The following is a 16,151-nucleotide window of genomic DNA, read 5'->3' as shown; positions in this document are numbered from 1 at the left end:
CACACCTCTCGCCCTTTTAAACGCTATACTCACCAGCGATGCATCTCAGGAGTCCCAACATGCTGTCCCCTCAAGAGATCGAAGCAGTCGAAGATATTTTGTTTGCAGAACCATGGGGCGAAGACGCGCTCGACTTTTTTGGTCTGCACGGTGTCGTGAGCGCCAGCGTTGTCGGCCCGACATTGCTTGACGCCAAGGCGATTTTCCTGATCTCAACCGGTCTCGACGAACTGCCTGAGGGCGGCGTGCCGGATGCCTTCGACAATGCCGTGAGCAAACTGGCTGACGACATGACACAGCTATTGAATATGGGGGAGGCTATCGAACTGCCCGAACCGGAAGACGGCGACCCGATGAATGCGCTGGAAAACTGGTGCGCAGGCTTTGTCGACACCTTCCTTCAGAATGAGGACGCCTGGCTGGAATCAGATGAAAAAGAAGCAGCAGATCTGCTCGTCCCCATGTTGGCGCTGTCAGGCCTGTTCGAAGACGAAGATTTTGAGAAGGTACGGAACAGCGAAACTCTGAGCCAGCAAATGGCTGACGCCATCCCCGACTCGCTGACAGATCTCTATCTGCTGTTTCACGTTCCCGGCTGAAACGCGCTAAACCCTTGCCATACAGGCTCAAGCCCGTCTGGCAAGGCAGGCAATCGTCCCAGCTCGCACCAAGGCGCACCGGGGAAGTGAAAGTCGCTTCCTCTGGACGCAAGATACCCTTCACGCCGACACAATTCAGTAAGAAAACCCAGATCACCGCTGGATTGGCCTGACGTCAGTACCTCCATCCCCTGCCCACCTGCTGACTGAAAATCTTTCATCAGGGATCTCAGCTTGGTTGCCGTCATTTTGTACTTACGGGGATGAGCCACAACAGCCACACCTCCTGCATCACATATCCACTGCACAACCTCAGCCAGTTCGGGCCAGCACGCTTTCACATCGCCGGGTTTACCTGCCCCCAGATGACGTTTGAATGCCTGCGCGGAATTGCCAACAACCCCTTCCTCGACCAGCACAGAAGCAAAGTGCGGGCGCCCGGGGACATCGCCATCGGCTTTGGCAATGGCCTTGTCCAGTAACGCCTCCACTCGCAAATGGCTTAGTTTATGATCAATCAGTCGGGCGCGCTGCCAACGGTTATCTTCCTGGCGGGCCAGTGCGGATCGCCATGCCGGCTGGTCGTCATCAAAGTCCAGCCCCACCACATGAATGGTTTGCGAACGCCAGATGCAGGACAACTCGATGCCGTTAATCAAGACCAGCCCCAGCCTGGCGGCTGCTGCACGGGCCTCATCCAAACCGGCCGTTGTGTCATGATCGGTCAACGCCAGGTGCGTCACCCCTTTTTCCACTGCGCGCTCCACCAGCGCAGAAGGGCTCAGTGCACCATCTGACGCCAGGCTGTGACAGTGGAGATCGACATTCTGCAAGCCGCCCGATGGGAGCGAACGCGCATCATGGTCAGGTTCTGCAGATGCGGCCGCAGGGCTGGTAGAGATGGAATCAGCAATTGTGGATGTGGTCATGAACGCTACAAACCTATAATGTACTGCACAGCATACGCGTGCCGGCCAACACAGACCAGTTACGCAATGAGATGACCATGACACCAGGAGGGTTAGATGTACTACGCCATTATCAGTCAGGATGTACCCAACAGTCTGCCGCTTCGCAAACAGGCTCGTCCGGCACACATCGGCCGATTGGAGCAACTCAAGTCCGAAGGCCGCCTCCTGCTTGCCGGCCCTTGCCCTGCCGCGGATACCCCGGATCCGGGTGAAGCGGGCTTTACCGGCAGTGTTGTCATCGCCGAATTCGATTCACTTGAAGCCGCCAACCTCTGGGCTGAGGCCGATCCGTATGTCGATGCGGGCGTCTACGACAGCGTTGTAGTCAAGCCATTCAAGCCGGTTCTACCCTGAAACGGGGCGGCTTCCGCCGCAATCATTGACGGATCGTAATACCTGGTCGCTTGATCGCTTCGTCGACTGTGCCAAAATCCCGGGTTTATAATGATCCCAATCAGGGTAGCGTTACTGCTCAGCATCGCTACCTATTTTAATAAGCAGAATAGTCAGGGATGGCACTGCCACCATTTTTCCTGGGCTTATTCAGTAAATTGCAGGAAACAGACGTTGTGATCCATACGAAAACCTCCCCACTCAGACTGTTATGCGCGGCCCTCCTGACTGTACTTGCGGTACCAGCATTCGCCCAGACGATGTATATCGATGACATGCTACTTGCACCGCTACGCAGCGGCGAAGGCCTGCAGTACCGCATAGTTAACAAGGGTCTGCCGTCGGGCACTCGAATTGAACTAATCGAAACAAGCGACTCAGGCTACAGCCGGGTACGAACATCAGAGGGCCAGGAGGGTTGGCTTCCCACCCGATTCCTGACCCCGCAGCCTGTCGCAAAAGACCGTCTAGCTGCCGCAACCCGGAAAATGGAAGACGCTCAGAACCAACTGAAAGAAACTCAGGAAGAGCTCGAAAACGTTCGCAACGAACGCGATCAGCTGGCCTCATCAGAGTCCGACCTCGAGACCCGATCAGGGAAGCTGAGCCAGGAGCTGGAGCGTATCAAAGCGGTTTCCGACAACGCCCTCAACCTCGATAGACGCAACCGTGAGCTTCAGCAGAGCAACCAGGAGCTGAAAAAGGAAGTCGAGGTGCTCACTGCCGAAAATGAGCGACTGGAAGCCAACAAGGAATCCGATTTTATGCTGCTTGGCGCCGCGCTTGTGGCACTTGGGGTGTTCATTGCGGTCGTACTCCCATGGCTTAAACCTTCCCGCAAAGCGGATAACTGGGCATAGACATTAAGCCCGGGCAGCCCCGTCAATCTGCCCGGGCCCATCACACCCTCTCCTCCTATTGACAGAACTGTGTTTACCGCGCCGCACACCCCATATCTTGTGTCTCATAGAACCAAAAACCACAAAATAGTTGGATTTTTGAGTTTTTTATAAACGATCAATCTTTGACTGTGCCCTCTCATCTCTTTATAACAGGTAAAACAACAGGCAAAGAGGTACGCGCATGGCCATGACAATGAGAGACTATTCTGAAAAGCGGGATTTCCACCGTATGCAGGTCAATTCAGAGGTCATCATTACCGATAGTCTGGGCAAGGAACATCACGGTATTTGCAAGGACCTGAGTGGTACCGGGATGCAGATTCAGGTGGACACAGATTTCCCTGAAGGCTCGGAGCTCCAGACACTGTTACCATCAAACAATGATCAGTTTCCGCCATTCGAAGCGACGGTTGAAGTGCTCCGATGCCATCAGCATGGTGATGGTTTTTTACTCGGGGTCGCAATAAAAGAAGTGAAGCGCTGAAGACGCTCTTTTGAGATAGCAAACCGGGCGACATAGTGGCCGCCCGGTTTGAAGCAAAAACGGCCGACAACCCGTTTAGGCAGGCAGTTCGAGCGCCTTCTCTGACACGATAATACCGTTGTTGTCAGCGTAAACGTAGTGACCGGGCTTGAACGTCACACCGTGAAAGGTAACCTCGACATTCAGATCGCCGATACCACGCTTATCTGTCTTGCGCGGATTGGTAGCAAGCGCCTGCACACCCAGTGACGTTTCGCCAATGACATCAACATCACGAATGCAGCCGTAAATAATGATGCCGGCCCAGCCATTGCTGGCCGCCTTCTCCGCAAGCATGTCACCCAGCAGCGCCGCTCTTTTCGAGCCACCGCCATCGACAACCATCACGCGGCCTTCGCCTGGCAAACCAACCTGCTCTTTGACAACCGAATTGTCTTCAAAGCACTTTACCGTCACGATCTCGCCACCAAAGGCCTTGATGCCGCCATAGTTGTTGAAGCCAGGATCAACCACGAGGACTTCCGGGTAATCATCACAAAGATCAGGGGTCACAATAGTCATGGAACGCTCCTTTCAGAGTTTCGTATTTAACAACAGACAAAAAAAAGCCGGTGGTCTGGAAGAGATCACCGGCTTTTATGGATAAATCAGGCTCCGGGCAACTCTTCTTCCGCGAGGAAGAACCAGGTATCCAGCACCGAATCCGGGTTCAGCGAGACACTGTCAATGCCCTGATCCATCAGCCACTTGGCCAGATCCGGATGATCCGACGGGCCCTGGCCGCAGATGCCAATGTACTTACCGGCTCTCTTGCATGCCTGAATGGCATTTTCCAGCAGTGCCTTCACCGCTTCGTTACGCTCATCAAACAGGTGAGCCACGATTCCGGAATCCCGATCAAGCCCCAATGTCAACTGGGTCAGGTCGTTTGAACCAATTGAGAAGCCGTCAAAGTGCTCCAGGAACTGATCTGCAAGCAATGCGTTAGCAGGTAGCTCGCACATCATAATGACGCGCAAGCCATTCTCACCGCGCTTGAGGCCATTCTCAGCAAGCAGTTCAATCACCTGACTGGCTTCGCCCACAGTACGCACGAATGGCACCATGATTTCGACGTTTTCAAAGCCCATGTCTTCGCGTACACGCTTGAGCGCGCGGCATTCGAGCTCAAAGCAGTCGCGGAAGGTTTCCGAGATATAACGCGACGCGCCGCGGAAGCCCAGCATCGGGTTTTCTTCGTCTGGCTCGTAAAGTGTACCGCCGATCAGGTTGGCGTATTCGTTGGACTTGAAGTCCGACAGGCGCACAATGACTTTCTTGTCGGCAAAAGCAGCCGCAAGCGTCGAAATCCCCTCAACCAGCTTGTCGACGTAAAAGTCGACTGGTGAGCTGTAGCCGGAAATCCGCTTTTCAACGGTTTCCTTGATATCCCGCGGCAGGCCGTCAAAGTTCAACAGCGCTTTGGGGTGCACACCGATCATGCGATTGATAATGAACTCGAGCCGCGCAAGGCCAACGCCTTCATTCGGCAACGACTGGAAATCAAACGCGCGATCCGGGTTCCCGACGTTCATCATGATTTTGAACGGAATATCAGGCATTGATTCGACGGTGTTCTCACGCAGCTCAAAATCGAGACTGCCTTCATAGATCAGACCGGTGTCGCCCTCGGCGCAGGATACGGTTACTTCCTGACCCTCTTTGAGCACATCGGTCGCATCCCCACAGCCCACTACCGCTGGAATGCCCAGCTCGCGCGCGATAATCGCGGCGTGACAAGTACGCCCACCGCGGTCTGTCACGATTGCAGAGGAGCGCTTCATGACCGGCTCCCAGTCAGGGTCCGTCATATCGGTGACCAGAACATCACCTGGCTGCACCCGATCCATCTCCTGAATGCTGGTGACGACACGTACCGGGCCTTTGCCGATACGATGGCCGATACTGCGACCTTCCGCGATCACCGTGCCCTGCTCTTTCAGCAGGTAACGCTCCATAACATTGGCAGAAACCCGGCTCTTGACCGTTTCCGGACGTGCCTGAACGATATAGATGCGACCATCATCGCCGTCTTTTGCCCACTCAATGTCCATCGGACGCTTGTAGTGCTTCTCGATAATCAACGCCTGCTTGGCCAGTTCTTCCACCTCGGCATCGTTGATACAGAAACGGTTACGCTCTTCCATATCCACCTTGACGGTTTCTACCGATTTGCCGGCTTCCGCGCTGTCACCATAGACCATCTTGATAGCCTTGCTGCCAAGATTGCGGCGCAGCACCGCAGGCCGACCAGCCTCGTAGGTGGGCTTGTGTACGTAAAACTCGTCAGGGTTTACGGCACCCTGCACGACAGTCTCGCCCAGACCGTAGGATGCGGTGATGAAAACCACATCCTGGAAGCCGGATTCGGTGTCCAGCGTAAACATAACACCACTGGACGCCGTTTCACTGCGGACCATTTTCTGGATGCCGGCAGAAAGCGCCACCAGTTTGTGGTCAAAACCGTGGTGTACCCGGTAGGAAATCGCACGGTCGTTGAAAAGTGAAGCAAATACCTCACGCACCGCGTGCTTGACGTGGTCTATGCCAACGATGTTGAGGAAGGTTTCCTGCTGACCGGCGAAAGACGCGTCAGGCAGATCTTCGGCCGTTGCCGAAGAGCGAACCGCAACGGCCATGTTCGTGTTACCGTTCTGAAGTTGCTCGTAAGCCGCCTCCAGAGCGTTATCCAGTGATTCGGGGAACGGTGTCTCCGAAACCCACTGGCGAATCCGGGATCCGACACGGGCGAGTTCGTTAACGTCATTGATATCCAATGCGTCGAGCTCTGAATCAATACGGTCCTTGAGTCCATCCTTGGCGAGAAACTCGCGATACGCATGAGCAGTTGTGGCAAAACCACCCGGAACCGTTACACCTGCATTGGCAAGGTTGCTGATCATTTCTCCCAGTGAGGAGTTCTTGCCGCCAACCCGGTCAACATCTGACATTCCCAGGTTTTCAAACCAGATGATGTAATCTTCCAAAGCGCATCTCCCTAAAGTCTGTGAAGCCTAAATGACTGCTAATGTCTCGTCTGGCTAATTCGCCGAACTACTGAGCCCTGTGGGCGAGCCGCTAACGCCTCTACCCTTGCGTTGCCAGCCTTTGACGGAGAGCCACCCCGCCTGCAGACTGACGTTTTGTTCAGAATCACCAGCGACTCGAAGCAGGTCAACGAATTAACCGAACGGGGCACTAGCCACTCGAATATCGCCCGTATCATACTGTAACCTGCGACGATAACCTAGAAAACAGCCTCTAACCCGCCCGCAACGGGGGTTTCAGAGTGCCTCTACGCTACTGGCAGTCACAATCTGTCAGTTTTATTGCGACCCACACGGAGCCTTACAGATCAATATGAAACGGTCTGCTTTTTTTATATCCGACGGCACTGGCATTACCGCTGAAGCATTGGGCAACAGTCTACTTGCCCAATTCGAAAAAATTCATTTCGAGCGAATTACGATTCCGTACATTGATGATCTCGAAAAGGCGGCCAAAGTCGTCACACGGATCAACAAGGCGGCCGAACTGGACGGCGACAAGCCCATCATCTTCGACACCATTGTCGACAACGCCATTCGTGAAGCCGTGTCCAAGGCTGACGGCTTCATGGTTGATATTTTCGGCACCTTCCTGCAGCCGCTCGAGCATGAGTTGGCTGCATCGTCTTCATACTCCGTCGGCCGATCGCACTCAATTTCCAATGAGAGCAACTATGAGCGCAGAATTCATGCTGTAAACTTCGCTCTTGATAATGATGATGGCGCCCGAACACGACATTACGATGAAGCGGACATCATTCTTGTGGGCGCTTCGCGTAGCGGAAAAACGCCTACCTGCCTGTATCTTGCGCTGCACTATGGCCTGAAAGCTGCCAATTACCCCATCACCGAAGACGACATTGATGACCAGCGCTTGCCGAGCGTGCTGCGTGCTCATCGCGAGAAAATTTTCGGCCTGACGATCGATCCCGAACGACTCGCGACCATACGTCACGAGCGACGCCCCAACTCACGCTACTCGTCTGAACGGCAATGCCGCTTCGAAGTAGAGGAAATCGAGTTGATGTACCGCCGGGAACGCGTGCCCTTCCTCAACACTACTGCCTATTCCGTTGAGGAAATTTCGACGCGGATCATGGTGACGTCGGGTATCGAGCGCATTCGCTAGCACCCGACACCCTTTTACAAGCAGCTTAAAGTTCCCGGATCGCCAGGCCTGCCTGCTCCAGAGTTTCACGATGTTGTGAACTGGAAATTACCGCAGTGCTTGCGCGCTCCGGTGCCAGCCACTCTGCTGTCACTCGCTTCAGATCCGCTATGGTAACGGCAAGTACCCGTTCACGGAAACGCTGTTGCTGCTCCCGGGTCCGGCCAAACAGACGACTATGGAAGGCGTGCTTGGCTTCACCCGCGGGCGAACGGGGCTTGTCGAGTTGGCTGATCACGCCCAGCACCGCTTCTTCCAGTGATTGAGCATCATGATCTGTGTCAATCAGCCAGCTCAATGCGGCGTCAAAATCATCCAGTGTATCCAGCAGGCGAGGATCCCGGTACGAGAAGAACCGGAACACGCCATTGACGCTATCCTGCGCTGCGCCGCCGCCGTATGCCCCGCCTTGCTCGCGGATTGCGCGGTGCAAATAACCATTGCGCAGGAAGCCGCCCAGTACGCTGAGCGCAGCGGCGTCCGGATGATCGATGGCCACGGTACTGAACGCCTTGGCGCAGAAGTTGACCTGGGTTGATGTCAGCCAGGCTTCTTTCACGGTTTCATTGATACCGGGAACTTCCCAATGATCGTTGCTGTCCGTTGTTACCGCCGGCCATGATGACGTCAGCCCGGCAACCATTGCATCCAGATGCTCCTGTTCGGCCACCACCAAAAACTGACGCGCTTGCTTCTGAACACGGGCATGAATGCCTGCAAGATGATCGCAGAGTGCCTTGAGCGCTTCAGCATCATCGAGGGAATCATCCAGCGCCTTTATGCCTTTGATCGCGGCCATGCCTCCAAGCCTGAATGCGAGTTGTGCACCGGGGCTCAGCCCCTGCGATGCGGCACCCATCGCCAGGGCATGCCCGCTGCCAGTAACAGCCTGCTCACGACGGGCCCGAATCTGTGCAACGGTTTCGCGAATACGGGTGGTTTCATCGAACCGGGCGCCGTTAAGGATATCCCGCAGCAAATCAGTCAGCTTGTGCTGGTTCCGCGCCAGCGCCTTACCGCTCAGCACCAGATAACCGGTCAGTTGCTGCACATCATCCACACGCCCTTTGGCCACCGAGAAGGCACTGACTCCGCCAGATTCAGCCGACATGCGATCCTGCATCTGCAGATAATCGAGATCGCCACACCCGACTTCTGTCAGGCATGTTGTGTACAACGGGAGCAATAGCTGCTCTTCCTCACTCAGCGAGGGCAGCGGTAATACCACTTGCTCGTAAACCAGTCCGTTTGTGCCTTGAGCATATAAGGTCGCGGGGAATCCCGTTGCCTCAATCGCCTCAGGCTCCGGCAGCTGCAAAGGCACATCGCCAAGATCAACTTTCGGGAGAATGGAATCATCGTCGCGGCGCTGCTGACGGGCTTCCAACGCGGCCGCCCGATCGATAATGAGCTGACGCTCATCCTCGGACAGGGCCTCTTTGCGGCGAGCCAGCGCGTCCGCTACAAACTTCTGCTGGTTGATTTCCATCTGGTCATCCGGACGCAAGGTCAAGGTGACGCGATGGGGGTTATCCAGCAGCATTCGACGCACCAGACCCGGCACAAAGTCTTTGTCTTTGATTTTTTCGCGCAAGCTGACCAGTACCGGCTCGAGATCCAGAAGATCAACCGGGTCGCCGCCATGAACCATGGGTGAGATGGCAGACATGATCAGCTGCAGACCATAAGGGAACTGGTCACCGGCTATTTCGCGCTGATGCAGTTCAAGTTGGTGCAGGATCGCTTCCAGACGCTCTTCCAGCACACCCTCATCGGCCACTTTTTTCAGCACGCCTTCGATCAGTGCTTCGACGTCACTTGCACGCTGGGGCTCAGTGCCTTCGATACCGCATACGAACGTCATTTCGCGATTGGAGTCTTCGAGCCCACACATTGGCGACGGCGCATGTCCGATGTCGGTGGTTTCCAATGCGCGCAACAATGGCGAGGCACTGTTCTCGAGCAACACATTGGCCAGCAGATGAGCTTCAAGATTTTCCTGCAGATCAAAACTGTGACCAAGCAACCACCCCATCACCACATGGGTTTTACCCTCGGTATCCTCACCTTCACTGACGGCATAGGCCTGATCGACGCGTATCGGGGAGAAGAAGCGCTTTTCATCGCGGACCGGCAGTTTGACTTCCTGATGCTCGAAGCGGGACAGCGCCAGCGTCTCGAAGCGTTCGTGATGCTCGTGGGCCGGAATATTGCCGAAGGTTGCGAAAATGGCGTTGCTGGGATGGTAGTGGTGCCGGTAAAACGAGAGGAGGTCGTCGTATTTCAGGTCGGTGATGTGATCAGGCTCACCGCCACTGTTGTAGTGATAGGTGGTGGTCTGAAACAGATGGCTGCTGAGAATCTGCCAGAGTTGCGAGGTCGGCGCACTCATCGCGCCTTTCATCTCGTTGTAGACGACACCTTTGTAAACCAGTGGCGACGACGGATCAGACGGGCTCTCGAATTCAACCCTGTGACCTTCCTGAGCAAAATCCATTTCGTCCAGCTTGGAGAAGAACACCGAGTCCATATAAACCGACAGCAGATTATCGAAATCCTTACGGTTTTTGGTAGCAAACGGATACGCCGTCCAGTCACTGCTGGTAAAGGCGTTCATAAAGGTGTTCAGCGAACGCCGGATCATCATGAAGAACGGATCGCGTACCGGATAGCGTTCACTGCCGCAGAGCGCTGTATGCTCGAGAATATGCGCCACCCCGGTCGAATCCATCGGGAAAGTGCGAAGCGCCACGAAGAACACATTCTCGTCGTTCTCCGATGCAAGATGCAGATGTGTCGCCCCTGTTTTCTTGTGGCGATATTCTTCCACATTGATGTTCAGCGTTTCGATCCGATGGCTACGCACCTTTTCGAAGGCCGGGTGTACAGCGTGTTCAGTGGCTAGGGTCATTGCATAATCCTGATCAGAATTCGGAACTGAATGGGTCTCAGGCGACGGTGGCAACCGAGCGGCTCTGATAGACGGAAAAATCTGGCTGCCGACGCTGATAACTGCTGAAGCAAGGAGAACTGACAATAAAATCGGCCGAGCTCTCATTACAGGCTATGGGAATATTCCAGAGCGTCGCAATACGCAGTAAGGCTTTGATATCGGGGTCATGTGACATGGGTTCAAGGGGATCCCAGAAAAAGATAAGTAAATCGACCCGCCCTTCTGAAATCCGGGCACCGATTTGCTGATCGCCTCCAAGCGGGCCACTCTGCAAACGTTCGACCTCCAGCCCGGCCTCCTGGGCGACAAGCTTTCCGGTTGTACCCGTCGTAATCAGGCTGCACCTGGACAGAGCGTCGCGATTGCGACTGACCCATGCAATCAGCTCAGACTTTTTGTTGTCATGAGCCACCAGTGCCACATGCCGGATCGCTTCAGTCATGATCGATTATCCCCTGTTATTATTGATAAACACCTCTTACGGCGAGGTTACCTGCCAAATAGGGTAACATGCACTATGAAACATGAAGCAGCCGTATAGGAAGAGCTACCCGGTTAATGGTTCAATTAGAAAATACCTATCGGGCCTGCGAGTGCATCTGACATCGTGCGTCTACAATTTGTATGGTTACAATCTAAAAACCAATTAAATCGATATCGGCAGGATAACAACGCTACCGAGTGTAATCGTTTGAACTTCAGGACAACCTTACCCGCATGACAACCTCTTCTGACCTTCAAAGCGATAACCTGACTGTCGAGACACCCTCACCCGCAGCATTGGCCCCGGCAGCGGCCGCTGACACCTTGCGCTCAAAGGCCAAGCCCGAGCCGGGCAGTGCAGAACTGGCGCCCTACTGGGTTGAACGCAAGCGCTACGTAAAACAGATCCGCAAGGTCCCCGAGTTGCGCCGGCGGTTCTGGACCTCCGCAATGGTCTACCTGCTGAGACGCCTGCTCTGGTCATTTGGCTTCTTTCCGGTATTCATCGCATTCTGGGTGCCATTGGTGATGGCCAGCTTCAATCCTGTCGTTATGGTCACTAACATCTTGCCCGACCTGCAGGCATTCGTCGCTTCAAACCCTGAAATGCAGGCAAACACCGCTCAGACTCTGGTAGTGGCGTGGTTGTCAGTAGGCTTCTTTTTCCTGATTTTTGACTTTGTTCTGACTCCCTTTCGCTCGCCCTACGAATACGAAGCTGACGTCTATATGCGTGCTTGGGAATACCGTGAAACCGGTACCACGCCCCACACAGAAACCAGCGCTCAGAGCGAGACGCAACGCAAGGGTGATTCCATTCCGGACAAAGTGTGAAGCATCCTGCAAACTCGGCAACTCCGTTCACTTTCTGTTACATAACAACGATCCGAAACGCTAGTATGAAAGTCCGGATCGCGGCCTGCCAGAAGGGTTCTGGTAAGCCGGAATTGTCGAAACGCGTTATTGCGAGGTAGTTCATGGTCGATTTCAGACCATTACTGTTTATCAACGCGCTAGCACTGATGTTATTGGTGACAGCAGGCTTTGCTTCCATTCAGCGCGAGACTGGCCATTTCCCCGGGGTTGCGGCTGAAGCCAATCACACGCCCGCTCAAACAGAGCCAGCAGCCAAAATAGCCAGCGCAGACAAGCCACCTGAACCGGCCTCCCCTGCACCAGCCCAAAAGCCTGACTCGGTATTTGTCGATAAGGCTCAACAAATCCCGGCATCACCTCCTGCTGACACGGCAACCGTTGCCACCGCGACCGATAAAGCGCCCGAGATATTCAGCGTCGATCCTCCTGATACTCGCGAGCCCGAAACAACAACACCCGCGACCGCAGCCGTCACTATCGCGACCATTGACGCCAGCAAAGCGACAACCTCCAGTGCCCCAGCAGTAGCGGAAACAAAGCCCGAGAGGAAGGACGCACCCGAACCGAAACCGGTAACAGCGCAACTCACGCTTCGTTCAAACGTTGAAAATGACAGCGTTGAAATCAACGGAAAAGCCTACGGCCCGACCCGCCTTGATCTTGAATTTGCTCCTGGCAACTATGACATCGTGATCAACAAGGAAGGCTACAAATCCTGGTCGCAAACCGTTCGCCTGAGCGCTGGTGATGACCTCACCCTGCGCGGCAAACTCGAAGCCTACACCCGGGTCGACTACCAGAATGGCACCTGGACCGGCGGAGTCAAAACCGGCGATGGCACCTATATCGATGGTGACGGCCTTCAGTACACCGGTCACTTCATCAACGGCAAATTCGAGGGACAGGGCATCGCCCGCTATCCAAACGGCGACCGATACGAAGGCAACTGGTCCGCCGGTGAATGGTCTGGTGAAGGCACACTCCGCAAAGCCGGGGGCGCCAGCTACTCAGGAAGCTTCGCCAACGGCGTCTTCAATGGCCAGGGCACGCTTACAAAAGCGGACGGCGATATATTGACCGGACACTGGCAAGACGGACAGCTCGACGGCCACGGTTCCCTGACGGGAGACGATGGTAAACTCTACGTCGGCGGATTCAGGAAAGGCGAGTTTCACGGCGAAGGCACCCTCACCTATGCTGACGGCCGCCACTACGAAGGCGGGTTTTCCAATGGCGCTTATAATGGAGAGGGCAGCGAAATTTTTGCTGATGGTAAAAAATACGTTGGCAACTACATGGAAGGCGAGTTTCACGGTAAAGGCACGTTGCTGAATCCGAACGGGAGTTCTATCGAATCCACGTTTCGCTATGGCAAGCCATACGGTCAGGCTAAACTGACCACTCCGGAAGGCGAAGTCTTCAACGCCCGTTCGAACGAACCGGGTGTTTGCTACCGGGAAAAAAGTTACCGGGCAACACAGTGCCCACCTCTGGAAGGCTGGTAATCCGGGAAGGAATCCTACCGCGCGGCCAGTTTAACGAATTCGAGTTTTATTTGATTGAGGTTGTATCATGGCGATCAAGAACGCACTTCTGGTGGATGACTCCAAGGTAGCCCGGTTCGCGCTCAGCAAACTGCTGGAAAACCGGGACATGGACGTCAACATGGCAGGCTCCGCCGAAGAGGCGCTGGATTTTCTCAGCAACAACGGCCGACCTGACGTGATCTTCATGGATCACCTGATGCCCGGTATGAACGGTGTTGAGGCGACCAAAGCGATCAAGGGAAACCCGGACACGGCCGGAATCCCGATTATCATGTGCACCTCGAAGAAATCATCCTCGTTCATGGACGAAGCACGCAACTTTGGCGTGTATAACATCCTCACCAAACCCCCTCACAACGACGGCCTGAATTCACTACTGGATCAGCTCGCAGCGGATGTTGCCAACGACAGCCTTCCGCAAGCACCCGCTTCAGACGAACTGGCCGCGTTTAATCTTGAGATGGAAGAGGACGACCTGCTGGATCTGCCCGACAACGCATCACTACAGGTGTCGCTGAAAGAGGAAGTGCAGACCCTGACCGAAGATGACAGCCAGGATCGTGAGCGCGCCGCCAGCAACCCGCAAGTGGTTCCGCTGACCAGCGACCTGATTGAACAGATCGCCCGCTCCGCCGTGAAAACCCATATCAATAACCGTCTGCACGAACTGCTCAGCAGCCTGTTCGACGAGCAGTATGACCACCTTAAGCGAGTGCTGGACGACAGCGAGCGTAAGCAGCATGACGAATTGTCGGTGCAGCTCACCTCCATTCGCGAACACTTTGAAACCCGGACACAAAGCCTGAAAGACGAAATTGCTGCAGAAGTAAATCTCAGCATGTCACGGGAACTGTCAGACCTGCAGAAAGCCGTAAACACCGGTAGCGGCTTTTCTGCCGATGATATGGCCGAACTGAAAGACCACATAACCAGCGTCCAGACGATCGATACCGAGTTCTGGCAGACGCTTCAGTCCGAAGCCATTCAGCAGGCTCACGATATTTCACGGGAAACCGCTGAAGACATCGCCCAACGCACTATCGACCTCTACGTGCGCCAGCAACGGGCCAGCGCATCACGCACCTACACGATAGGCCTCGCGGTCAGCCTGAGTATTTTTGCAGTCGGCATCGCATGGCTATCAGGCGTATTTGAACTCTTCTAATACTTCACGTTACAAGGCAGGTCGGTAAGCCGGCCTGCCTGCATTCCGATCAATGCTACAGATAAATCCTCGCACGATTTCAACAAAATCGCCGATTCATGCTGACAACGCATTGCCCCACTCCGTAAGGAGTTTCCACAGTACGCCCGCATCCCTTCGATGACGGGAACCGAGCCAAGCCCCGCCAGAATGCCGCCACCGCGCAACATTCAGATCCGGGTCCTATTTTATCCCCACTCCCAAACATTCACGTCCAGAGCAGGATTTTTGCTAGAATCGCTCTCATTCACAACCCGTCTCCGCCCAATAGAGAATCGCATCGCTCATGAACCAGCTTTTTGTCGACAACCTGACAGTCATTGACTTCGCCTATCTTGATCACCAGCGCGGGTTGGTTGGCGAAAGCTGGATCGTTGATGTTGTGCTGGCAGGCGAACTCGATGAGCAAGGCATGGTCTTCGATTTTGGCTCCGTCAAACGGACCATCAAACAGGTCATTGACGAGCGCGTTGACCATCGCCTGGTAATCCCCACCGGTCAGCCCGGCATCCAGATTCAGCAACAGGGAGATGTGTCGGTCGTGGAATGGCCATTGGCCGATGGCAGCAGCATCACCCATCGCTCGCCAGCCGAAGCTATCCTGGCCCTTGATGGCAGCCAAGTCGTGCCCTCGACTGTGTCCGCACTGCTGGAGCGCGAGTTGCGCGCCGTACTGCCAGCCAATGTAATCGGTATCGACGTTATTCTGCGCGAAGAGGAAATTGACGGCCCTTACTATCACTATGTCCATGGCCTCAAAAAACATCTGGGAAACTGTCAGCGTATCGCCCACGGCCACCGTTCGCGCATCCAGATCACCCGCGACAACACCCGCGATCACGATCTCGAGAAACACTGGGCCAGAGAGTGGCAGGACATCTATATCGGAACAGAGGATGATATTACCGCGCGGTTCGTTGAAGAGGAGATCCGCTACCTCACGTTCTCCTACGAAGCCAATCAGGGTGAGTTCAGCCTGACCATGCCCCAACAGCGCGTCTATCTGATGGATACCGATACGACCGTCGAGTTGATTGCTGCTCACCTGGCAAACCAGTGCAAGCAACAACACCCCGATGATGAGATCCGCGTGAAGGCATTTGAGGGCGTCGGCAAGGGTGCTATTGCTGCACGCTGATAGCGAAGCTTGGCCGGGCGCTTTCTGCGCGCCCGCACGCCCCTGAGCCGACCCTTTCCTGAAGACATAAAAAAACCGCCCGAATGGGCGGTTTTTTGTGACTGATCCGCAGGACTAGTACGGTTCAGTCAGGAACCTTGCCGATACTGCCGGCACGATTCCGAAGTGGCGTCCCCTAGGGGGTTCGAACCCCTGTTGCCGCCGTGAAAGGGCGGAGTCCTAGGCCACTAGACGAAGGGGACTAGAAAAATTGGTGGAGCCAAGGAGGATCGAACTCCTGACCTCAACGCTGCCAGCGTTGCGCTCTCCCAGCTGAGCTATGGCCCCGTCAACGGAGGCGTATATTA

The 16,151-nt window shown here is 54.9% G+C and carries 14 protein-coding genes and 2 tRNA genes; 9 read left to right on the top strand and 7 right to left on the bottom strand.

All coding sequences use genetic code 11. The features are described from left to right. Positions 1-59 precede the first annotated feature (59 nt). A complete protein-coding gene (locus ACUN9X_RS09620; RefSeq protein ID WP_260035148.1) occupies positions 60-599 on the top strand; it encodes a YecA/YgfB family protein in 540 nt (179 codons plus the stop codon). On the opposite strand, the gene ACUN9X_RS09615 is transcribed toward ACUN9X_RS09620, so the two are convergent. Then, positions 584-1,528 (bottom strand): PHP domain-containing protein, encoded by a 945-nt coding sequence (locus tag ACUN9X_RS09615; RefSeq protein WP_260035146.1) that lies wholly within the window; start codon positions 1,526-1,528, stop codon positions 584-586. The genes ACUN9X_RS09620 and ACUN9X_RS09615 overlap by 16 nt on opposite strands. A gap of 96 nt (positions 1,529-1,624) precedes the next feature. Between ACUN9X_RS09615 and ACUN9X_RS09610 the strand changes: the two genes are divergently transcribed. The 3 genes from ACUN9X_RS09610 to ACUN9X_RS09600 all read left to right on the top strand — a co-directional run bounded on the left by ACUN9X_RS09610 (position 1,625) and on the right by ACUN9X_RS09600 (position 3,349). Beyond that, on the top strand, positions 1,625-1,924 hold the full coding sequence (locus tag ACUN9X_RS09610) for a YciI family protein (RefSeq protein ID WP_260035144.1): 300 nt from the start codon (positions 1,625-1,627) through the stop codon (positions 1,922-1,924). Positions 1,925-2,139: 215 nt separating this feature from the next. Continuing rightward, a complete protein-coding gene (locus tag ACUN9X_RS09605; protein WP_260035143.1) occupies positions 2,140-2,823 on the top strand; it encodes a TIGR04211 family SH3 domain-containing protein in 684 nt (227 codons plus the stop codon). Positions 2,824-3,046: 223 nt separating this feature from the next. Next, positions 3,047-3,349 carry a PilZ domain-containing protein gene (locus ACUN9X_RS09600; protein WP_260035142.1) on the top strand — a complete coding sequence of 101 codons (303 nt, stop codon included), beginning with the start codon at positions 3,047-3,049 and terminating at the stop codon, positions 3,347-3,349. A gap of 75 nt (positions 3,350-3,424) precedes the next feature. Here ACUN9X_RS09600 and rraA read toward each other — a convergent pair whose 3' ends face one another. Both rraA and ppsA read right to left on the bottom strand, forming a co-directional pair. Next, positions 3,425-3,910, bottom strand: a complete 486-nt coding sequence (gene rraA / locus ACUN9X_RS09595) for a ribonuclease E activity regulator RraA (protein ID WP_260035141.1) — start codon at positions 3,908-3,910, stop codon at positions 3,425-3,427. 86 nt (positions 3,911-3,996) lie between these two features. Then, positions 3,997-6,375: a phosphoenolpyruvate synthase gene (ppsA, locus tag ACUN9X_RS09590; protein ID WP_445472919.1), complete on the bottom strand. Its 2,379-nt coding sequence runs from the start codon at positions 6,373-6,375 to the stop codon at positions 3,997-3,999. Between the two features lie 373 nt (positions 6,376-6,748). On the opposite strand from ppsA, the gene ppsR reads away from it, so the two are divergent. Next, positions 6,749-7,564, top strand: a complete 816-nt coding sequence (ppsR, locus tag ACUN9X_RS09585) for a posphoenolpyruvate synthetase regulatory kinase/phosphorylase PpsR (RefSeq protein ID WP_260035138.1) — start codon at positions 6,749-6,751, stop codon at positions 7,562-7,564. A 25-nt stretch (positions 7,565-7,589) separates the two neighbouring features. On the opposite strand, the gene ACUN9X_RS09580 is transcribed toward ppsR, so the two are convergent. Both ACUN9X_RS09580 and ACUN9X_RS09575 read right to left on the bottom strand, forming a co-directional pair. After that, on the bottom strand, positions 7,590-10,514 hold the full coding sequence (locus ACUN9X_RS09580; RefSeq protein WP_445472918.1) for an insulinase family protein: 2,925 nt from the start codon (positions 10,512-10,514) through the stop codon (positions 7,590-7,592). A 37-nt stretch (positions 10,515-10,551) separates the two neighbouring features. Continuing rightward, a complete protein-coding gene (locus ACUN9X_RS09575; protein WP_445472917.1) occupies positions 10,552-10,998 on the bottom strand; it encodes a methylglyoxal synthase in 447 nt (148 codons plus the stop codon). Positions 10,999-11,273: 275 nt separating this feature from the next. Here ACUN9X_RS09575 and ACUN9X_RS09570 point away from each other — a divergent pair, with 275 nt between their 5' ends. From ACUN9X_RS09570 to ACUN9X_RS09555, 4 genes are all read left to right on the top strand, one after another. Next, positions 11,274-11,873: a hypothetical protein gene (locus ACUN9X_RS09570; protein WP_260035135.1), complete on the top strand. Its 600-nt coding sequence runs from the start codon at positions 11,274-11,276 to the stop codon at positions 11,871-11,873. A gap of 143 nt (positions 11,874-12,016) precedes the next feature. Continuing rightward, the gene (locus tag ACUN9X_RS09565) at positions 12,017-13,420 is read left to right on the top strand and encodes an MORN repeat-containing protein (protein ID WP_445472916.1); all 1,404 of its coding nucleotides are present in this window, start codon (positions 12,017-12,019) and stop codon (positions 13,418-13,420) included. Between the two features lie 67 nt (positions 13,421-13,487). Beyond that, positions 13,488-14,627 (top strand): response regulator, encoded by a 1,140-nt coding sequence (locus ACUN9X_RS09560; protein WP_260035133.1) that lies wholly within the window; start codon positions 13,488-13,490, stop codon positions 14,625-14,627. Positions 14,628-14,952: 325 nt separating this feature from the next. Beyond that, positions 14,953-15,804 (top strand): 6-pyruvoyl trahydropterin synthase family protein, encoded by an 852-nt coding sequence (locus tag ACUN9X_RS09555; protein ID WP_445472915.1) that lies wholly within the window; start codon positions 14,953-14,955, stop codon positions 15,802-15,804. Between the two features lie 166 nt (positions 15,805-15,970). On the opposite strand, the gene ACUN9X_RS09550 is transcribed toward ACUN9X_RS09555, so the two are convergent. Together ACUN9X_RS09550 and ACUN9X_RS09545 are read right to left on the bottom strand one after the other, a co-directional pair. After that, a tRNA-Glu gene (locus ACUN9X_RS09550) sits at positions 15,971-16,046 on the bottom strand. Between the two features lie 9 nt (positions 16,047-16,055). Beyond that, positions 16,056-16,131: transfer RNA gene (locus tag ACUN9X_RS09545), tRNA-Ala, on the bottom strand. Between the last annotated feature and the right edge of the window lie 20 nt (positions 16,132-16,151).

It is taken from the genome of Marinobacter sp. V032, from assembly GCF_052645435.1.
Note: the sequence above shows the minus strand (reverse complement) of the source record. Positions and strands in the feature narration are given on the sequence as shown.